Origin of the sequence: Roseinatronobacter monicus, from assembly GCF_006716865.1 — a bacterium.
Lineage (GTDB): Bacteria > Pseudomonadota > Alphaproteobacteria > Rhodobacterales > Rhodobacteraceae > Roseinatronobacter > Roseinatronobacter monicus.
In genome coordinates this window covers 1,695,782-1,714,654 of the sequence record NZ_VFPT01000001.1, presented here as the reverse complement: position 1 = coordinate 1,714,654, position 18,873 = coordinate 1,695,782, and the positions used below count along the sequence as shown (strand labels likewise).

Below are 18,873 nucleotides of genomic sequence, written 5' to 3'. Positions count from 1 at the left end.
AGAAATACTCATTTTACAATACCAGACACCAGACCAACGCTTGATCCGGCACGCCCTTACCCTATCGGCGGGGGTGGCGGCGGTGGCGTAGCCGAGAACAGCCCGCTCAGTGCAGGAATATCACCTGCTTTTTGCCAGCCGGACTGACCCTCACTCCAGACAAGTGTGTCGCGGGTGATATGCTCTGCCAGTTGCGATTGGGGGAAAGGGCCGCGCGTCTGGCCGTTCTCGGCAATATGCCACATCGGCTCTGCCGCAGGGGGTGGCGGGGGCGGAGGGGTTGCGGCGGCAGGGGCGGCGTGCTGTCCGCCCACCGACTGGCCCATGGCTTGGGCCATACCCATGCCCATGCCCATACCCATTCCGGCCCCCAAACCCGCACCCATGCCACCATCGCCGCTTTCAGCGGCTTTTTGCATCGCCTGCGCAGCCGAAAACTGGGTAAACTTGTTCAGATCGCCCACAATCCCCATGCTGGTGCGCTGGTCGAGCACTTTTTCCACTTCGGGCGGCAGCGAGATATTCTCGATATACAGCTCGGGCATTTCCAGCCCGTATTCCGTCAGTGTGGGCGCAATGGCTTTGCCAATCACATCGGACAGGTCTTTGGTATTGGCGGCCATGTCCAGCGCCGGAATACCGCTTGCCGCCAGCACGCGGCTGACCTTTTGCACCACGATATTGCGGATCTGGCCTGCGATTTTCTCCTGCGTGAAATCGCCATCCGTGCCCACGATCTCGCGCATGAAGGCAACGGGGTCTTGCACACGCACGGCATAAGACCCGAAAGCGCGCAGACGCAGCGGGCCGAACTCCGGGTCGCGCAGCATCACAGGGTTCTGCGTGCCCCATTTCAAACCGCCGAAGCGGCGGGTATTGATGAAATATATCTCGGACTTGAAGGGCGAGTTGAAGCCGTGACTCCAATGTTGCAGCGTTGTCATGATCGGCATGTTGTTCGTCTCAAGCATATACATGCCCGGCTCGAACACATCGGCAAGCTGGCCCTCATGCACGAAGACGGCCAGTTGCCCCTCGCGCACAGTCAGTTTGGCGCCGTATTTGATCTCGTTTCCATACCGCTCGAAGCGATAGACCATTGTGTTGCGGGTGTCGTCTGTCCATTCGATGACATCGATGAACTGACCCTTCAGGAAATTAAAAACCATGACCGCACCTTTATTTTTAATGTGCAATTTCTTCGTCGGTAGTATCGCCTAACTTTCCCCGCCCATCAACTCTGCTGCGATCCGGCGGATAACGGGGCGGGCTTCGCGTTCGCGCATGCCGATCCGCAGGCGCGGATCATAGAGCATGCGCAACAGCTGCTCATCCAGCGTGGTCAGAACGGCAAATTCGGCAGTATCATTAAACAGGGACGGGCGCGCGCGCGGGCTGTCATTGGGCAGACCCATGCCTTGGGCCAGTTCCTCATAATAGCAAGCACGGCGTGACAATTCGGGCAATTCGGCACGAATGACGGCAATCGCGTCGGTATAGACATCCGTGCCACTGCGCGAGAAGGCCAGAACAAGGCAGGACACGCTCAGGGGCAGGTCGCGCACCAGATCAAGCGTGACTTGGTCAATCCCCGGCACCAGCCGTGTCAGACGCGGCGCAATGGCCTGACGCTCTGCCTCATTGACCACAAGCACATGGAAATTCGCATCATTCTCGACCACCGAGATGGGCTGGCCGGTCAGCCGACTCAAGCGGCTGGCATAGCCTGACACAAAGCGCCGGTCCGATGCCTGAACAGAGGCAGGAACCGCGTCGCCAAAATCCAACCGCATCCGCACCGGATCTTGCCAACGCCGCAACACGGTCGGGCTTGCGCGTTCAACGATCCGGTCACCGGTGACGCTGTATTCCTCGTACAGGGCAATCTGGACAAAGATATCTTCAAGGTCGCGTGCCGAAAAGGGCAGGTCGCGCGGGCTGCGTTCGCTGCGCATCAACCCGTCACTGAGGCGGCGTTCTTCCAGTGCTTCAAAATAGGCCGACACGCTGTCGGTCGGCGCTGTCACTTCGATCTGGGCGCGTTGCGGCGGGGGCGGGGATGCAGCCTCGGGGGCGGGGGCGGCCGTCTCGACCGCGCCCGGTGTCCATGTGCAGCCCGTCAGCCACAGCCCAGAAGCAAGCACCAACCCGCAACCCGCCGCAATATGTGTCATATTGCGCGGGCGCGGGCCTTTGGCTGGTCCAGATATTGGTGTGGCATGCATCATGATGTCAAACGTCAGAGCGGTGTGCGCTGTCATCGTCGCGCGCGCGCGCCGAGGACAGGGACTGGCGCAGCTCTGCTTCCATTTTGCCCAGCTCGACCTCAGCCTCTGCGCGTTTGGCGCGTCCGGCATCGGCGATCTGCAAGCTGTCTTCGATTGTGGCGATCAAGGTATCATTGGCCTGTTTCACCGCTTCGATGTCAAATACCCCGCGCTCGATCTCCTCGCGGACCTCGCGGTTGGCGTCGCGCAGGTTGTCGGCATTCGAGGTCAGCAGATCATTGGTCAGATCATTGGCCGCGCGCACGGCTTGCGCGGCTTCGCGCGAGCGTTGAATGGTCAATGCCTGTGCAAGCTGCGTTTCCCAAAGCGGGACAGTGTTGACCAGTGTCGAGTTGATCTTCGTGACCAGTGATTTGTCATTCTCCTGCACCAGCCGGATCGAGGGCAGCGATTGCATCGTGACCTGTCGTGTCAGTTTCAGATCATGCACCCGGCGTTCCAGATCGTCGCGCGCGGCGCGCAGATCGCGCAATTCCTGCGCTTTGAGCACCTGATCATTCTCTGGGGCGGCCTCGACCTCGGTCTGCTTGGCGGGAATGTCGTTTGTATCCAGTTGCTTGATCTTCGCTTCGCCTGCCGCGATATACAGCGCCAGCTCGTGATAAAACTCCAGCGTCTTTTCATACAGCTTGTCGAGGCCCTTGATATCCTTGAGCAGTGTCGTCTCATGGTTCAACAAATTGCCGGTGATCCGGTCGATCTGGCTTTGCACAGTCGAATAGCGTTCCTGAAACTTCGCCATCGGGGCAACTTTTCCGGTCAGGCGTTCCCACCAGCTGCGCTCGCGGCGGGTGTCCAATTCGCTGACGGAGAACCCGCGCAATGTTGTGACCATCTCGCGCAGGCCGTCGCCTGCCGGGCCAAGATCCTTGTTTTTCACATCAGCGAGCATTGACTGGCTGATCTGCTGCAAATCCATCTGCGCGCGCGACCCGAACCCGATGATCGAGCTGGTCTGGCTCATGTCAATCTCGGACATGCGGGTGTTTATGGCCTTGGCGTCATCCTCAGATGCGTCGTCAAGAACCACCAGTTCTGTCGAGGGTTCGGCCAATGGTGTATCGACCAGTTCGCTGATTTCATGCGTCAAGGCTTCGGCTTGGACGCGGAGTGTTTCTGACATGGACAATCCCTCTTTTTTATATACTGTAACGGGGTACGGGTAATTTCATTCGTTTGTTCGCAGCCCTTCGCGCTCCAATCGTTCGCGCAAGACTTCGATTTCAATATCAAGGGCAGTCCGGTCATCTGCCAATAATGCCTCGCGTCGCAAAGAGAAGCGCGATTCCAGATCATCCAGAAGCGCTTCATACTCAACGCGCGCCTCTGTATCTTGGTTGCGTGCATAAAACTCTGCAAATTTGACCGTCGCGTCGCGCGCACCCATCAAATAGATGCCGAGATAGCGCCGTGCCGAATTCAGCCTGCGCGGATCATTCTCGATTGTGCGAAACAGGGGGCGGATATTGGCAGCAAACCCTTCGACACGGCGCGCAAGGGCACGATCACCACTGCGCTTGATCGCAGCTGTCATCTCGGTCAAGTGACGCTCTGCCTCTTCAATCGCGTGTGCGGCGCGGTCTGTCTGGAAAGTGTCGATCCCTTCCATTCCCTTGTCTTTCAGCGGGTCAGGTCCGAAAGCACCAAAATGTAGGGCTGCGCCAAGCACGGCAAAAATCATCGCGGGGACAACGCCTGTGGCAAATGCAGCCACAGCCAGCCCTGCGCCGGTCAGCACAGAGGCGAAAATTTTGCGCGGAATGGCGGGTCTGCGCGCCACGTTGCGTGCGGCGTAAGCGGCCTGCGCAAGCACCCCTTCGCGCGTCAGCCATGCGGCCAACATCAGAATGGCGAAGGCGGAAAGGTTTAACGCCAATCCGGTCGCGTCCTGAAAGAAGGCGCGAAGGGCAAAAGCGAAGGGCAATACGAACAGCAAGTTTACACGTGCCCCGACAGGATGCGGGCGTGCCACGGTCGCGGGCGCATCTTGTTTTGTGGCATTCGGGCTGTAGCGCCCGCTAAAACGCTGGCTCATTTCCCTAGCCCCCGACAATCGCGACATAGAGCATTACCGCCACCAACAGGGCGAAAGAGGTTTTCTGCAACCCTGTGGAGGACATTGTTAACTACTCCGATACACCTTTTACAATTTAGGTATATGACAAGATGAACAGGTTTTGAAGATGCCTTGCGTTATACGTTGAAATGCCTACATCGCCGCGTTGGCGCAAGGCACACCAAATTCAAGCTATTGTGAACACAAATGATCAGGGCTTGCGTGGTGGACGGCTGCGCAGCGCAGGTTTGCCTCTTGCGGTTTTAGCAGGTCCGGCTTTGGTGTGCGCCGCATCGCTTGGCCCGTCCTTGCGCCGAGCATCCGTGCGCGCCACATGCGGGCGGGGTTTGTTCTTGCGCGGTGGTTTGGCCACCTCTGCCTCTGTGGCGCTGTCCGCCGATTGGCCAAGTTGTTCGCGCAAGACCCGCGCCTTCACTTCCTCGACAGCGCCTTTGGCAAGGGTGCCAAGCTGGAAAGGGCCATAGCTGATACGGATCAGGCGGTTCACACTCAGGCCCACATGCGACAGCGCGCGGCGCACCTCGCGGTTGCGGCCCTCGCGGATGCCGATGGTCAGCCACGCATTCGCGCCTTGCTGGCGGTCAATCGAGACGATCATGGGCTGAAAATTCTCGCCCTCGACCATCACGCCATCGCGCAAGGGGGCCAGCATATCATCCGTGGGCGCACCATTCACGCGCACACGGTATTTGCGCAACCAGCCTGTGCTGGGCAATTCCAGCTTGCGTTTCAGGGTGCCGTCATTGGTCAGCAGCAACAACCCCTCGGAATTCAAATCGAGCCGCCCCACCGACATAACACGCGGCAGCCCCTCGGGCAGGTTGTCGAAAACGGTGGGCCGCCCCTCATCATCGCGGGTGGTGGTCACAAGGCCCAAAGGCTTGTGATACAGCCACAGCCGCGCGGGTTCCGGCTCTCGCAAGGGTTTGCCATCGACCGTGATGCGATCGGACGGCGTGACATTCAGCGCGGGGCTGTCGATGCGCTTGCCGTTGACCGTGATGCGCCCTTCGACGATCAGGATTTCCGCTTGCCTGCGCGACGCGACGCCCGCACGTGCCAGAACCTTGGCGATACGATCACCGTCAGGCGATGCGGCTTTGTTTTCGCTATTCTGGGGCATCGCGCTTCTTTCTTGCTGGTTCAAAAGGGCCGGGGCAGGGCGTGTTGGCAGGGCTCAGGGACGCCAGCGCAAAAAGTTGGCGATCATGCGCAACCCTGCGGATTGCGATTTCTCGGGGTGGAACTGCATCCCGATGATCGTATCACGCGCAACGATGGCCGTCACGGGGCCAGCGTAATCGACATGGGCCACCAGATGCGCGGGGTCTGCGACAAGAAAGTGGTAGGAATGCACGAAATAAGCGTGATCTCCGCTTTCTACGCCCTCCAGCACAGGGTGCGGGCGGTCAATTACCAGATCATTCCAGCCCATATGCGGTACTTTCAGCGCTGTATCCTGCGGCGCGATGCGCACGACCTCGCCGCCGATCCAGTCCAGACCCGCCACATCGTCATATTCGCGCCCAAGCGTGGCCAGCATCTGCATGCCGACACAAATGCCCATGAACGGCACGGCGCGCTGTTGCACCGCTTCTTCCAGTGCTTGCACCATCCCATCGACCGCGCCCAAGGCACGGCGGCAGGCGGGATAGGCCCCGTCGCCCGGCAACACGATCCGGTCCGCACGCGCCACATCTTCGGCGCGCGAACTGACCAGCACATCGCCGCCGCCAACCTCTAGCGCCATGCGCTGAAAGGCCTTGCTGGCGGAATGCAAATTGCCGCTGTCGTAATCAACCAGAACCGTCAGCATAGCGCTTACAGTGCCCCTTTGGTGGAAGGGATGGCATCGGATTTGCGCGGGTCCGTCTCGACTGCGGCGCGCAGGGCTTGGGCCACGGCCTTGAACGCAGCCTCTGCAATGTGATGCGCATTGAAGCCATGCAGCTGGTCAATATGCAGGGTAATCCCCCCATGGGTGGCCAGCGCCTGAAAGAACTCGCGCACCAGTTCGGTGTCGAATGTCCCAATCTTGCCGGTCGGAAACTCGACATTCCACACCAGATAGGGGCGGCCCGACAAATCCAGCGCGCAGGCAACCTGCGCATCATCCATCGGCAGGTTGCACGCGCCATACCGCCGGATGCCACGCTTGTCGCCAAGCGCCTGCGCCAGTGCTTGCCCAAGGGCGATGCCGCAATCCTCGACCGTGTGGTGATCGTCGATATGCAGATCGCCCGTCGCGCGCAGCTCGATATCGATCAACGAGTGGCGCGCAAGCTGGTCCAGCATATGGTCGAAAAACCCCACGCCGGTCTGGCACTCATAGCGGCCAGTGCCATCCAGATCGATAGTGACCGAAATATCTGTCTCATGGGTCTTGCGGGTAATGGTGGCTGTGCGCATCGGGCTTTCCTTGGCGGTTCTGCGCGCGAACGTATAGGCGCTTGCGTCGCGCGGGGGAAGGGGGCAATCTGCGCGCAAAGCGAACAACGGGGGCACAAATGACCATTCATATCGGGGCCAAGCCGGGCCAGATTGCCGAAACAGTGCTGATGCCGGGCGACCCTTTGCGCGCGAAATGGGCCGCCGAGCAGTTTCTGGAAGATGTCATTTGCGTCAATCAGGTGCGCGGTATGCTGGGTTTCACCGGCACATGGCGCGGGCATCGGGTGACGATACACGGCTCTGGCATGGGCATGGCATCGGCATCGATTTATGCCAATGAACTGATCCGCGACTATGGGGCCAAGACGCTGATCCGCGTGGGGTCTGCGGGTGCCATGCAACACAGTTTGGGCATTCGGGACATTGTTCTGGCGCAGGGGTGCACCACCCTGACCATGCCCTCGCGCGGGATCTTCCGCGAACTCAATTTCGCCCCCTGTGCCGATTTTGGCCTGTTGCATGCGGCCTATCAGGCAGCACAGGCGCGGGATGTGCGCACGCATGTTGGCAATGTCTATTCGTCCGACGTGTTCTATGATGAACGCCCCGACCTGAACGAGATCATGCAACGTCACGGCGTGCTGTGTGTCGAGATGGAAGCGGCAGAACTCTACGCGGTTGCCGCCCGCCACAATGTGCGCGCGCTGGCGGTTCTGACCATCTCGGATCATCTGCTGACGCAAGAGGCCTTGCCTGCCTCGGAGCGCGAACACAGCTTTGGCGCAATGATCGAGTTGGCGTTGGAGTCCGCATTCGCCCCCCAGCCGTAACACAGAGCGCATTTTAAGTGGAAACCGCCTTGCATCCGCGGATGCAAGGCGCTAAGGCAACCGCACTTCACAGGCAGAGGCGGGCGCGCGGGACAGACAGACCCCGCAGGTCCACCGGTTGAGGCGATACGCCTTGAAATACTCTGCTCAGGCGCAAACCGGAAAGGAAAACGATATGGCGCTTCCTGATTTCACGTTGCGTCAGCTTTTGGAAGCTGGCGTTCACTTCGGCCACCAGACTCAGCGCTGGAACCCACGCATGGCACCGTATATCTACGGCGAGCGTAATGGCATTCACATTCTCGACCTGACACAGACGCTGCCCCTGCTGGACGCGGCGCTGAATGTTATTCGTGAAACTGTTGCCAAGGGCGGCAGCATTCTGTTCGTCGGCACCAAGCGTCAGGCGGCCAAGTCGATCGCAGACGCTGCCGAGCGTTCGGCACAGTTCTACATGAACCACCGCTGGCTGGGCGGCACATTGACCAACTGGAAAACCGTGTCGCAATCCATCCAGCGCCTGAAGGCAATCGACGAGCAGCTGGAAAGCGGCGCCGAAGGCCTGACCAAGAAAGAGCGTCTTGGCATGGAGCGCGAGCAGGCCAAACTGCAAGCGTCGCTGGGTGGTATCCGTGACATGGGCGGCCTTCCAAGCCTGCTGTTTGTCATCGACGTCAACAAAGAAGATCTGGCCATTCTGGAAGCCAAGAAATTGGGCATTCCGGTTGTGGCTGTGGTTGACACCAACTGCCCGCCAGAAGGCGTTGATTACATCATCCCCGGCAATGACGACGCAGCACGCGCGATTGCGCTGTATTGCGATCTGGCTGCACGCGCAGCCCTTGACGGGATGAGCGCGCAGATGGGTGCTGCCGGGATCGACCTTGGCGCATTGGAGGAAACTCCGGTCGAGGAAGCCCTTGCCGAGGCTGGCGTAGAGCAAACCGACGCATAATCTGTGACCCATTGACATGAATATGTGACAGGGACGTGTTAGAAACGCCCTGTCACACCGCATTTCTGCAGGAGAAAAACCCATGACAATCACCGCTGCAATGGTGAAGGAACTGCGCGAGTCGACTGGCGCAGGTATGATGGACGCCAAAAAGGCGCTGACTGAAAACAATGGCGACATGGACGCGGCCCTTGATTGGCTGCGCACCAAAGGTCTGGCCAAGGCCGCCAAGAAAGCGGACCGTGTGGCCGCCGAGGGTCTGGTTGGCGTGAGTGTCGACGGCGGCAAGGGCGTCGCAGTCGAGATCAACTCGGAAACCGATTTCGTGGCCAAGAATGCTGAATTTCAGGGCATGGTCGCACAGATCACGACCGCCGCACTTGGCGTGTCATCCGTGGACGAGTTGAAAACCGCGACTGTAGACGGCAAGCCGGTCGAAACACTTGTGACCGAGGCGATTGCCAAAATCGGTGAGAACCTGACGCTGCGCCGCATGGACACAATCGAGGGTGACGCAGTTGCGGCCTATGTGCACAACTCTGCCGCTGAGGGCATGGGCAAGATCGGTGTGCTGGTCGCGCTGAAAGGTGCCGATAACGGCATCGGCAAACAGCTTGCCATGCACATTGCCGCAACCAGCCCGCTGGCGCTGAACGAAGAAGCGCTTGATCCTGCGCTGGTCGAGCGTGAACGCACTGTCCAGACGCAAAAAGCGCTGGAAGAAAACGCGACCGCTGACAAGCCCAAGCCCGAAGCCGTGATCCAAAACAACATCATCCCCGGCCGGATGAAGAAGTATCTGGAAGAAAACACCCTGGTAAACCAGAAGTTCGTCATGAACCCTGACATCACTGTGGCACAGGCCGCAAAAGATGCAGGAGTCGAGATTCTGGGCTTCATCCGCATGGGTGTCGGCGAAGGTATCGAGAAGAAAGAAGAAAACTTCGCTGAAGAAGTCGCGAAGATGAACAGCTAAGGTTTTCTTGCCTTTGCATGTAGGAACGGCGCTCTTCTGGGGCGCCGTTTTTTTTTTGAACATGAGCATGGCTGGGACACGTCCTGTCGGGTATGTCCGTAATGCGGGATTTACGGTCGTCGCCTCCGCGCGGAATCAAGGGCGTCAGCCCGCCGCGCATCGCCGGGCCGTCCACGGGCACGGCGATTTGGCTGCCCCATGCGCGAAGCTCTGATCTTGCTCGGATTTGGCTGGCATAAAGTACTATAGATCAACGGGGGATCGCCGCACCGCGGCCCGACGCTGCGCGGCTTGGTGCATCACCTCAACTTCCGCAAAATCCTCAAACCGCATCCCAAAAGCTTCTCTCACATGGGTAGGCAGCCTCCAGAGAAAGGCTTTACGCGCTCACACCTTGTCCAACTGTGTCTCGCAACGCTCGGACGTGAGGCAGTCACGGGTCAGGTCGGGAGCGAGGGCCAGCATTGCGTCATATTGTGTCAAAAACACCTGTCCTGTCAGATCGTGCAGAAAGTGGCTGCGGTTCAACTGGTCCATGACCGGCCCTTTGACCTCGGACAGATGAAAGGCGACACCTGCACCGTCCAGACGCTCATTGATCGCCTCAAGGCTCTCTAGCGCCGAGGCGTCGATGTAATTTACCGCCCCGCATTGCAGCACGACATGGCGCAGGGCAGGCGTATCGGCCAGCGCCTGCACGATCCGGTCTTCCAGCGCGCGGGCATTGGGGAAATACAGCGACTCGTCCACGCGGATGGAGAAGATCGCGGGGTCCGTCACCACAGCGTGGCGGGTTACATTGCGGAAATGCTCGGTGCCCGGAACTTGACCGACCACAGCCATATGCGGGCGCGAGGTGCGGTACAGATACAGCAGCAGCGACAGCCCGACACCGGCCAGAAGCCCTTGTTCCACCCCGATCAGCAGTGTGACGGCCATGGTTGCCGCCATCGCGGCCCCATCGGCGCGTGAATAGCTCCATGTGCGGGGCAGGGCGCGGAAATCGAGCAGTGAGAATACCGCCACAATGATGATGGCCGCCAATGTGGCGCGCGGCAGGTAGAACATCAGAGGTGTCAGAACCAGCACGGCCAGCCCGATCAGAACCGCGGTGATCGCGCCCGCCGCCGGGGTTGCGGCGCCTGCATCGTAATTCACGATCGAGCGGGACAAACCGCCTGTCACCGGCATGGCATTGCTGAGCCCCGCGCCCAGATTGGCCAGCCCAAGGGCTACCAACTCACGGTCAGGGTCAATGAACTGGCGTTTCTTGGCCGCAAGAGTTTGCGCAATCGAGATCGACTCGACATATCCGACAATTGCGATCATCGCAGCAGGGGCTAATAACAGATGTATCAGGTCAAACTCGAAGGCGGGCAGACCGATCTGCGGCAAGCCGCGCGGTATATCACCGACCGAGGCGACCCCCATCTGGTCCAGCCCAAAACCCCAGACCGCCAATGTGGACCCGACAACCGCAATCAGCAGTCCGGTTTTGCCCAGCAATTTCGCTGCAGGTGCAGACAGGCCCAGCCGGACAAGCAGTTTTGCCAGCCCCGCGCGTGACCAGAACAGAAATGTCAGCATGACCACAGACAGCGCCAGTGTGGCGGGTGACAGGCCGCCGATATTACTGACAAGCGACGGGATCACCTCTGGCAAGGTTTTGCCGCTGACATCAGCGCCCAGCAAATGCCGCAACTGGCTGGAGGCGATCAGGATGCCTGCGGCCGTGATGAAGCCGGAGATCACCGGATGGCTTAGGAAATTGGCTAGAAACCCCAGCTTGAACAGCCCCAGCGTCAGCATCATGATGCCGGACAGCAGCGCAATCCACAGGGCGGCCAGATGGTATTCCGGCCCGCCAATTTCGGCCACGGACCCCGCTGCAGCTGCGGTCATCAACGCGACAACCGCCACCGGTCCCACTGCCAGCGCGTTCGAGGTGCCGAACGCGGCATAAAGAAGCAAGGGCAGCATCGCGCCATAAAGGCCCGCTTGCGGGGGCAAGCCCGCCAGCATGGCATAGGCCATGCCTTGCGGCACCAGCATGATGGTCACGACCGCCGCTGCGATCAGATCATTCGTCATATCTGCGCGTGAATAGACGCGCGCCCATGACAGGAATGGCAGAAAACGGTGAAGCATGGCCGGAAAACCTGACATCGCAAAAAGTGAAGGCGCAGATGCTTGCAGCAGCAATCCAACGCAGGGTTGGCCGGTATATATGGGATTTTATATATATTGCAAGTATTGAATATGAATGTCAGGCGCAATTTACCAAATGCGCTCTCGCACAGCCCGTTGATGCAAGCCTGCGCGAGAGTGCGTGTCTGCCTTAACCTATGCGGTAATTCGGGCTTTCGCGTGTGATCTGCACATCATGGACATGGCTTTCGCTCAATCCGGCATTGGTGATCCGCACGAATGTGCAGTTCTGCCGCATCTCGGCTACGGTTGCATTGCCGGTATAGCCCATTGCTGCGCGCAAACCGCCCACAAGCTGATGAACCACCGCGCCCGCTGCCCCTTTATAGGCCACTTGCCCTTCAATCCCTTCGGGCACCAGCTTGTCGCTGGCGGCATCCTTTTGGAAATACCGATCCGCCGACCCGCGCGCCATCGCACCCAGACTGCCCATGCCGCGATAGCTTTTGAAGCTGCGCCCCTGATACAGGATGACTTCGCCCGGCGCTTCATCTGTACCCGCGATGGCGCTGCCAACCATGGCACAGCTTGCACCGGCAGCAATCGCCTTGGCGAAATCGCCGGACATCTTGATGCCGCCATCTGCGATGACAGGAATATCGCCTGCTGCCTGCGCGCAATCCATGATCGCCGTCAGTTGCGGCACGCCGACACCGGCCACGATCCGCGTGGTACAGATCGAGCCGGGCCCGATCCCCACTTTGACTGCATCTGCGCCCGCATCAATGAGCGCGCGTGTTGCATCCGCAGTGGCAACATTGCCCGCCACAACCTGAACTGTGTTTGTTTCCGCCTTGATCCGTGCGACGGCTTGCGCGACGCCCTCGGAGTGGCCATGCGCCGTGTCGATCACCACCAGATCAACACCGGCATCAATCAGCGCCATTGACCGCTCGTACCCGGCATCGCCGACAGTGGTCGCCGCCGCCACGCGCAGACGGCCCAACTCGTCCTTGCACGCGGTCGGGTTCAGCACGGCGCGGTCAATATCGCGCAGCGTCAAAAGGCCGGTCAGGCGACCGTCGCCATCAGTAACCAGCAGCTTCTCGATCCGGCGCGCCTGCATCAGGCTGCGCGCCTCGTCCCGGTCGGCGGGTTCGCGCAGGATCGCCAGATTATCCGCGCTCATCATCGCTTTGACGGGGGTGCTGTCCTCATTGGCAAAGCGCATATCACGGTTGGTTACGATCCCAAGGACACGCCCTTGTTCGTCCACCACGGGAAAGCCCGTGACATTATAGCGCGCCTGCAATTCCTTGGCATCGCGCAGCGTCTGGTTCGGGGTCAGGGTGATCGGGTTATAGACAATGCCCGATTCAAACCGCTTCACGCGCCGCACATCGCGGGCCTGCGTCTCGATATCGAGATTGCGGTGGATCACGCCCATGCCGCCTGATTGCGCCATGGCAATGGCCATGCGCGCCTCGGTCACTGTGTCCATAGCCGAGGATAGCAGCGGAATATTCAACCGAATGGATTTTGTGACGAAGGTTGATGTATCCGCTTGCGTCGGCAGCACGCGGGACGCGGCAGGTACCAGCAGCACGTCGTCAAAGGTCAGCGCCTCGCGAATCTCCATGATCGGTCTCCTTATGGGTGGATCGCTTGGCAGGTTCCTTTTTCATGTCTTGACAGAAATGAAAAGCCCTAAGCCTCTGCGGCGTTGGTCTTGGCGGCAAGCGGGCCACTGGCCCACATCTTGAGGATGCGAAAGGCGATCAGCGGAATGGCGATGGTTGCTCCGGCCAGAAGGACACCCCCCGCCCATGCCATGGGTCCCACGCCTTGCGACACTGTGATCAGCGCTGTCGCAAAGGCGGCCAGCGGAAAGGTGAACGCCCCCCAAAGCGGTGAGAACCCGCTGGCAGTCAGCCAGCGCAGCGCGACCAGAAGTGCTGCAAAAATCGCCGCCGCCAAGGCCGTGAACGCATATGCGGCCCCCTCCAGCCCTGCGCCCTGCGCGACAATCGCAAACAGCGACGCGGGTGCCAGATGGATGGCCAGCAGGGGCCGCAGGGGGGCAGGCGGCACACGCGCCAGAAGCTGACGCGCGCTTATGCCCCAGATCAGCCCTGCGGGCACAAGCATGGCCCATAGCAGCCATTTTGCTACCTCATGATGCCCCAGCGCATTGGCCACCAGCCCCCCCAGAATGAAGCCCACGAAACTGAGGTGAAAGATCGGTGTGACCACGCGCCCCTCTGCCGGACCGGTGCGCATGACATAGGTCAGCAAGATAATAAACGTGGCTTGCGCAAGTGCGGCCAGCAGTGCCAGCCCCAAGGCCAGCACAGGCGCGAAAGGTACAAGACTTGCCGCCAGCAGCATCAGGCACAAGCTGGCCGCCGCAACGCCTGCGCGCCCCGGCAAAACCCGCAATTCTTCCAGCACTACAGTGGGCCTGCGCAAAGGTTTGGCCAACCATGCGACCAGCGCAAACAGGAATAATATGGCCACCGCCCCAAGGATCATATCCCCAAATCCGGGTGAAACTCCAAAAGCCTGTGCCGCCGCGCGCCAGCCCAGCCCCAGTCCGAACAATCCTAAAATCGGTGGAAAGATTGCGGGCGGCGTGCGCCGCCACAGTCCGGGTGCAGGCGGTTTCAGCGGGGGCGGCATGGGGCGGCGGGGGCGGATCATGCGGTTTTCAACTGCGCTAGGTGATCCGGCAGGTGCCGGTAATCATCGAACAGAAAGTCATGAAACAATGTCTCTGGCGCGGCCTTGCGATAGCCCTCGGTATACAGGCCAAAGCGCGCGCCCGCGCGCTCGGCAGTCTCGGCGTCGGTTTCGCTGTCGCCGATATAGGTGATCTCGGGCAGGCTCAGCCCCATGCGCGCAATCACTTCCAGCAAAGGGGCGGGGTCCGGCTTGGCGACTGGCAATGTGTCGCCGCCGATCACAACCTCGAACAGGTCCGACCATCCCAGATGCCGCAATGCGGCTTCGGTCGGGCGAAAGGGCTTGTTGGTGCACAGGCCCAGCCGCAGCCCAGCGCTGCGCAACCCCTTCAGCGCTTCTGCGACATGGGGGTAGACGCGCGTGTTCTCATGCGCGCGTTCATAGAAATGCAAAAAACGCGCATGCAAATGGGTGGTGCGCGCCGCCTCGTTCGCGCCGGTGACAGCCAGCTCCATCCGCTCGACAAACACGCGCGCGCCGCGCCCGATAAAGCCGCGCGATTGCTCGAATGTGACCAGCGGCAGGCCCTCACCTTCAAGCACGGCATTCGCCGCGCGCCAGATGTCGGGGGCGCTGTCAATCAGCGTGCCATCCAGATCGAAAATGACAGCGCGGCTCACAAGGCAACCCCGGTTGCGCTCTCTGCCGCAGCCCGGATCGCGCGGATATTCGCGCCATAGGGTGCGGGGTCACTGACCGAGCCGCCCTTGAACACTGCCGAGCCTGCGACAAGCACATCTGCGCCTGCGCGTGCCATAAGGGGTGCGGTTTCCGGGGTGATGCCGCCATCAATCTCGATATGGATGGGGCGCGCCCCGATCAGCGCGCGCAAGCGCTGCACCTTGTCGGTCATATCAATGAATTTCTGCCCGCCAAAGCCGGGGTTGACGGTCATGACACAGACCAGATCAATCATATCCAGCAGGTTCTCCACGCCGTCGAGGCCGGTTCCTGGATTGATCGCAAGACCCGCTTTTGCACCACTGGCGCGGATCGCCTGCAAGGTGCGGTGGATATGCGGCCCCGCCTCAATATGCGCCGAGATGATATCTGCCCCTGCCTTGGCGAAGCCCTCAATATAAATATCCACCGGCGCGATCATCAGATGGACGTCCATCACCCCTTTGATATGCGGCCGGATTGCAGCGCAGGTAGCGGGGCCAAAGGTGATATTGGGCACGAAATGGCCGTCCATGACATCAATATGGACCCAATCGGCGCCCTGTTCCTCAACCGCGCGGCATTCCGCGCCGAAATTGGCGAAATCAGCAGCAAGGATGGACGGGGCAATCTTGATTGCGCGGGAAAAGCTCATGAAGCACACTCCTGACTTGGCTTTCGCAGTCTCTCAGCGAGAGCTATGCAGGAAACACCCCCCTTGGAACAAGGCCTCTTTTGCAACATTTTCTTGCGACAAATACTCCCGCCGGAGGCATCTGCAATCGGCAAGCCCCCGCAACCGCTGACCTTAGGCGCGCGCAACCTGTGCCAGACGCGCGGCGCGCAGGCGTGCGAAATCATCGCCCGCGTGATAGCTGGAGCGCGTCAGCGGTGTGGCCGACACCATCAAAAACCCCTTGCCCCAAGCTGATTTATCATAGGCTTTGAATTCATCCGGTGTCACGAAACGGTCCACACGGTGGTGGCGCGGGCTGGGCTGTAGATACTGGCCGATAGTTATGAAATCCACATCTGCGGCGCGCATGTCATCCATGACCTGCAACACGCCTTGCCGGTCCTCGCCCAATCCGACCATGATGCCGGATTTCGTGAACATTGTGGGGTCCAGTTCCTTCACCCGCTGCAACAGGCGCAGGCTGTGGAAATAGCGCGCGCCGGGGCGCACTTCAGGATAGAGGCCGGGCACCGTTTCAAGATTGTGGTTAAACACATCGGGTTTTGCCGCGACCACCTCTTCCAACACCGAAGGCGCACATTTCAGGAAATCGGGGGTCAGGATCTCGATGGTTGTGTCGGGGCTGCGATGGCGCACCGCGCGGATGGTCTGGGCGAAATGTTCGGCCCCGCCATCTTCCAGATCATCACGGTCAACGCTTGTGATGACCACATGTTTCAGGCCTAGCTTCTCGACCGCGTGGGCGACGCGCCCCGGCTCGAATGCGTCGAGGGTCTGTGGCTTACCTGTGGCGACATTGCAAAATGTGCAACCGCGCGTACAGATTTCGCCCATGATCATCATGGTCGCATGGCCTTGTGACCAGCATTCACCGACATTTGGGCAGCCTGCCTCTTCGCACACGGTCGTCAGATTGTGCTCGCGCATGATCTTGTGTGTTTCGGCATAGCCCTTGCCGCCGGGCGCTTTGACGCGAATCCAGTCGGGTTTTTTGGGCTGCGCCTGCACAGGGCGATGGGCCTTTTCCGGGTGACGCTGGTCAGGCAGTTTCAAATCGCGCAAGGCTTCCCCTCCAATGGATGCTGGCTGCACGTGACATAGCCCCAGTCGCGGCGAAAAACAACGCTTTGCATGAAAACCTGCCCTGCAATAGGCGCATGGCAGCGCGCACCCTTTGCTAGCCTGTGGGGGCCACCTGACGGGCGCGTTGCAACAGGTCGTGTCCTGCGGCGCAGAGATGGCTGTGCAGATCATCGAACCACGCGCCACCCTCGCTGGCATGTCGGCGCACAAGGGCCAGTTGGCGCGCGGGTTCGGGCGCTTCAAAGCGGCGCAGGCGCATATCGGGCGCGGCAGAGGATTCTGCGGGCAGGGCTATTTCCGGCAGGAATGTCAGCCCGAACCCCTGCGCCACCAAACCGCAAAGCGTGGCCATGCTTGAGGCCCCAAGATCCAGCCGCGTCTGGCGGCGGTCCAGCCTGCACACATCCAGCGCCTGATCCGCAAGGCAATGCCCCTCATCCAGCAACAGCAGATGTTCAGGCCGCAAGGCCATCGGGCGCAGCACATCCGACGTGGTTCCAAGCGCTGTAAGCCGTGCGGTCGAGCCTGCAAGCACGAAGCGATCCTCGAATAGCGGGTCTGCATAGAGGTCAGGCGCGCGCGGCGGATCGGCCAGAACAACCGCGTCCAGACGGCCATCGCGCAGCGCCGACAGCAAGTCGTTTGTCTGCGCCTCGCGCAGGCGCAATTCGCGGGTAATGTCAGCCGCCCGCAGCCGCGCCAGTGTGCCCGCCAGCAGGTAGGGGGCCACGGTCGGGATCATGCCGACATTCAGGGCGGCACCCAGATTTTCATGATGCGCTGTCGCTTCCAGCTCCATCGCTTCGGACAACACGCGCTCTGCGCGCTCCAACACGGCGCGCCCTTCTCGTGTCAGGCGCACGTCGCGGGGCAAGCGCTCGACCAGTTTGACGCCCAGCACCCCTTCCAACTCTTTGATCTGCATGGACAAGGCGGGTTGTGTGACGTTCGCCAACTCTGCCGCGCGCCCGAAATTCCGCGCCTCGGCCAAGGCGCGGAAATACAGCAACTGCTTGAGCGTGATTTTCATGACGCGGCTTCAGCTTTCAAAATGCTGGTGCTGACAGGTGCTTTGCAAGGCTCATAGCCGCGCCAAACGCTCGGTCAGCAGCGCAAAGAAGCCGTCTGCATCTACCCCGCCTATAAAATTCGCATTCGGCGTGCGGGTCGTGACGCGCCACCAATCGGCAACAGTCATGCCAAGGGTCAGCTCCGCCCCTGTCTCGACTTCGACATTGATGTTGCGGCCTGAAAACAACTCTGGCTTGAGCAGATAGGCAATAGTGCAGGGGTCATGCAGGGGGGCACCTTCTGATCCGTATTTTTCCTTGTCATAACGCTCGAAGAAATCGGTCCAGCTTGCGACCGCAGGGCCGACACGGCCGGGCAGGGCGCGGAAGGCCTCGACCCGCGCGCGGGTGGTCAGCGCCTTGTGCGTCACATCCAGCGGCATCACGGTCAGCGGCACGCCCGCGCCAAAGACGATCTTCGCGGCCTCGGGGTCTACGTAGATATTGAACTCGGCTGTGGGGGTGATGTTGCCTACCTCGAAATAGGCCCCGCCCATCAGCACGATTTCCTGAATACGCGGGATGATGTCCGGCGCGCGTTCCATCGCCGTGGCGATATTGGTCAAAGGCCCGATGGGGCAGATCGTGACCGTGCCCGCAGGCTCGGTGCGCAGCGTCTCAATCAGGAAATCGACGGAATGCTGATCTTGCAAGGGCATACTTGGGTCGGGCAGGTCAATGCCGTCCAGCCCGGTCTTGCCATGCACATGCTCTGCGGTCACAAGCGGGCGCGCCATGGGGCGGTCGCAGCCTGCGAAAACCCGAACCTCCGGCCTGCCTGCCAATTCGCACACGATCCGGGCATTTTTTGACGTCAGGGCCAGCGGCACATTGCCCGCCACACAACTGATACCCAGCAGCTCCAACTCGGGCGAGGCGAGGGCCAGCAGAATGGCGACCGCGTCATCCTGTCCGGGGTCTGTGTCGATAATTATCTTGCGCGCGCTCATGCAATC

General features: G+C 60.4%; 18 protein-coding genes. 3 read left to right on the top strand and 15 right to left on the bottom strand.

What is annotated here, in order from left to right; genetic code table 11:
• Positions 1 to 56: 56 nt before the first annotated feature.
• From BD293_RS08110 to hisB, 7 genes are all read right to left on the bottom strand, one after another.
• Complete coding sequence (locus tag BD293_RS08110) at positions 57 to 1,169, bottom strand: SPFH domain-containing protein (RefSeq protein WP_142080693.1); 1,113 nt, start codon at positions 1,167 to 1,169, stop codon at positions 57 to 59.
• A gap of 48 nt (positions 1,170 to 1,217) precedes the next feature.
• Entirely contained in the window at positions 1,218 to 2,174 is a 957-nt protein-coding gene (locus BD293_RS08105; RefSeq protein WP_170207085.1) for a DUF2927 domain-containing protein, read from the bottom strand.
• A 58-nt stretch (positions 2,175 to 2,232) separates the two neighbouring features.
• Positions 2,233 to 3,411 carry a toxic anion resistance protein gene (locus BD293_RS08100; protein WP_142080689.1) on the bottom strand — a complete coding sequence of 393 codons (1,179 nt, stop codon included), beginning with the start codon at positions 3,409 to 3,411 and terminating at the stop codon, positions 2,233 to 2,235.
• 45 nt (positions 3,412 to 3,456) lie between these two features.
• Positions 3,457 to 4,323, bottom strand: coding sequence for a 5-bromo-4-chloroindolyl phosphate hydrolysis family protein (locus BD293_RS08095; RefSeq protein WP_142080688.1), 867 nt, complete (start codon positions 4,321 to 4,323; stop codon positions 3,457 to 3,459).
• Positions 4,324 to 4,555: 232 nt separating this feature from the next.
• Positions 4,556 to 5,488 carry a pseudouridine synthase gene (locus tag BD293_RS08090; RefSeq protein ID WP_142080686.1) on the bottom strand — a complete coding sequence of 311 codons (933 nt, stop codon included), beginning with the start codon at positions 5,486 to 5,488 and terminating at the stop codon, positions 4,556 to 4,558.
• Positions 5,489 to 5,542: 54 nt separating this feature from the next.
• Positions 5,543 to 6,181, bottom strand: coding sequence for an imidazole glycerol phosphate synthase subunit HisH (gene hisH, locus BD293_RS08085; protein WP_142080685.1), 639 nt, complete (start codon positions 6,179 to 6,181; stop codon positions 5,543 to 5,545).
• A gap of 5 nt (positions 6,182 to 6,186) precedes the next feature.
• Positions 6,187 to 6,774, bottom strand: a complete 588-nt coding sequence (hisB, locus tag BD293_RS08080; protein ID WP_142080683.1) for an imidazoleglycerol-phosphate dehydratase HisB — start codon at positions 6,772 to 6,774, stop codon at positions 6,187 to 6,189.
• 98 nt (positions 6,775 to 6,872) lie between these two features.
• Here hisB and deoD point away from each other — a divergent pair, with 98 nt between their 5' ends.
• The 3 genes from deoD (at position 6,873) to tsf (ending at position 9,517) form a co-directional block, all read left to right on the top strand.
• Complete coding sequence (deoD, locus tag BD293_RS08075; RefSeq protein WP_142080681.1) at positions 6,873 to 7,586, top strand: purine-nucleoside phosphorylase; 714 nt, start codon at positions 6,873 to 6,875, stop codon at positions 7,584 to 7,586.
• A 175-nt stretch (positions 7,587 to 7,761) separates the two neighbouring features.
• Positions 7,762 to 8,541 (top strand): 30S ribosomal protein S2, encoded by a 780-nt coding sequence (gene rpsB, locus BD293_RS08070; RefSeq protein ID WP_142080679.1) that lies wholly within the window; start codon positions 7,762 to 7,764, stop codon positions 8,539 to 8,541.
• A gap of 82 nt (positions 8,542 to 8,623) precedes the next feature.
• On the top strand, positions 8,624 to 9,517 hold the full coding sequence (gene tsf, locus BD293_RS08065) for a translation elongation factor Ts (RefSeq protein ID WP_142080678.1): 894 nt from the start codon (positions 8,624 to 8,626) through the stop codon (positions 9,515 to 9,517).
• 387 nt (positions 9,518 to 9,904) lie between these two features.
• Here the strand turns inward: tsf and BD293_RS08060 are convergent, their stop codons facing one another.
• The 8 genes from BD293_RS08060 to BD293_RS08025 all read right to left on the bottom strand — a co-directional run bounded on the left by BD293_RS08060 (position 9,905) and on the right by BD293_RS08025 (position 18,867).
• The gene (locus BD293_RS08060; RefSeq protein WP_246086249.1) at positions 9,905 to 11,665 is read right to left on the bottom strand and encodes a SulP family inorganic anion transporter; all 1,761 of its coding nucleotides are present in this window, start codon (positions 11,663 to 11,665) and stop codon (positions 9,905 to 9,907) included.
• Between the two features lie 190 nt (positions 11,666 to 11,855).
• Positions 11,856 to 13,304: an IMP dehydrogenase gene (gene guaB / locus BD293_RS08055; protein WP_142080673.1), complete on the bottom strand. Its 1,449-nt coding sequence runs from the start codon at positions 13,302 to 13,304 to the stop codon at positions 11,856 to 11,858.
• A gap of 68 nt (positions 13,305 to 13,372) precedes the next feature.
• A complete protein-coding gene (locus BD293_RS08050) occupies positions 13,373 to 14,365 on the bottom strand; it encodes a TDT family transporter (protein WP_142080671.1) in 993 nt (330 codons plus the stop codon).
• Positions 14,362 to 15,027: a phosphoglycolate phosphatase gene (gene gph / locus BD293_RS08045; RefSeq protein WP_142080669.1), complete on the bottom strand. Its 666-nt coding sequence runs from the start codon at positions 15,025 to 15,027 to the stop codon at positions 14,362 to 14,364. The genes BD293_RS08050 and gph overlap by 4 nt, the downstream gene beginning before the upstream one ends.
• The gene (rpe, locus tag BD293_RS08040) at positions 15,024 to 15,722 is read right to left on the bottom strand and encodes a ribulose-phosphate 3-epimerase (RefSeq protein ID WP_142080666.1); all 699 of its coding nucleotides are present in this window, start codon (positions 15,720 to 15,722) and stop codon (positions 15,024 to 15,026) included. Before rpe ends, gph begins: the two co-directional genes overlap by 4 nt.
• Before the next feature lie 153 nt (positions 15,723 to 15,875).
• A complete protein-coding gene (gene lipA / locus BD293_RS08035) occupies positions 15,876 to 16,826 on the bottom strand; it encodes a lipoyl synthase (RefSeq protein ID WP_142080664.1) in 951 nt (316 codons plus the stop codon).
• 115 nt (positions 16,827 to 16,941) lie between these two features.
• Positions 16,942 to 17,877, bottom strand: a complete 936-nt coding sequence (locus BD293_RS08030; RefSeq protein WP_142080661.1) for a hydrogen peroxide-inducible genes activator — start codon at positions 17,875 to 17,877, stop codon at positions 16,942 to 16,944.
• A gap of 51 nt (positions 17,878 to 17,928) precedes the next feature.
• On the bottom strand, positions 17,929 to 18,867 hold the full coding sequence (locus BD293_RS08025) for a nucleoside hydrolase (protein WP_142080659.1): 939 nt from the start codon (positions 18,865 to 18,867) through the stop codon (positions 17,929 to 17,931).
• Between the last annotated feature and the right edge of the window lie 6 nt (positions 18,868 to 18,873).

What these genes read in the sequence shown, in the direction of transcription:
- rpsB (WP_142080679.1), top strand. Translation starts at nt 7,762, where the DNA reads ATGGCGCTTCCTGATTTCACGTTGCGTCAGCTTTTGGAAGCTGGCGTT.
- BD293_RS08025 (WP_142080659.1), bottom strand. Translation starts at nt 18,867, where the DNA reads ATGAGCGCGCGCAAGATAATTATCGACACAGACCCCGGACAGGATGAC.
- BD293_RS08105 (WP_170207085.1), bottom strand. Translation starts at nt 2,174, where the DNA reads ATGACACATATTGCGGCGGGTTGCGGGTTGGTGCTTGCTTCTGGGCTG.
- BD293_RS08095 (WP_142080688.1), bottom strand. Translation starts at nt 4,323, where the DNA reads ATGAGCCAGCGTTTTAGCGGGCGCTACAGCCCGAATGCCACAAAACAA.
- deoD (WP_142080681.1), top strand. Translation starts at nt 6,873, where the DNA reads ATGACCATTCATATCGGGGCCAAGCCGGGCCAGATTGCCGAAACAGTG.
- BD293_RS08030 (WP_142080661.1), bottom strand. Translation starts at nt 17,877, where the DNA reads ATGAAAATCACGCTCAAGCAGTTGCTGTATTTCCGCGCCTTGGCCGAG.
- BD293_RS08050 (WP_142080671.1), bottom strand. Translation starts at nt 14,365, where the DNA reads ATGATCCGCCCCCGCCGCCCCATGCCGCCCCCGCTGAAACCGCCTGCA.
- rpe (WP_142080666.1), bottom strand. Translation starts at nt 15,722, where the DNA reads ATGAGCTTTTCCCGCGCAATCAAGATTGCCCCGTCCATCCTTGCTGCT.
- hisH (WP_142080685.1), bottom strand. Translation starts at nt 6,181, where the DNA reads ATGCTGACGGTTCTGGTTGATTACGACAGCGGCAATTTGCATTCCGCC.
- BD293_RS08090 (WP_142080686.1), bottom strand. Translation starts at nt 5,488, where the DNA reads ATGCCCCAGAATAGCGAAAACAAAGCCGCATCGCCTGACGGTGATCGT.
- BD293_RS08100 (WP_142080689.1), bottom strand. Translation starts at nt 3,411, where the DNA reads ATGTCAGAAACACTCCGCGTCCAAGCCGAAGCCTTGACGCATGAAATC.
- guaB (WP_142080673.1), bottom strand. Translation starts at nt 13,304, where the DNA reads ATGGAGATTCGCGAGGCGCTGACCTTTGACGACGTGCTGCTGGTACCT.
- BD293_RS08060 (WP_246086249.1), bottom strand. Translation starts at nt 11,665, where the DNA reads ATGCTTCACCGTTTTCTGCCATTCCTGTCATGGGCGCGCGTCTATTCA.
- BD293_RS08110 (WP_142080693.1), bottom strand. Translation starts at nt 1,169, where the DNA reads ATGGTTTTTAATTTCCTGAAGGGTCAGTTCATCGATGTCATCGAATGG.
- hisB (WP_142080683.1), bottom strand. Translation starts at nt 6,774, where the DNA reads ATGCGCACAGCCACCATTACCCGCAAGACCCATGAGACAGATATTTCG.
- tsf (WP_142080678.1), top strand. Translation starts at nt 8,624, where the DNA reads ATGACAATCACCGCTGCAATGGTGAAGGAACTGCGCGAGTCGACTGGC.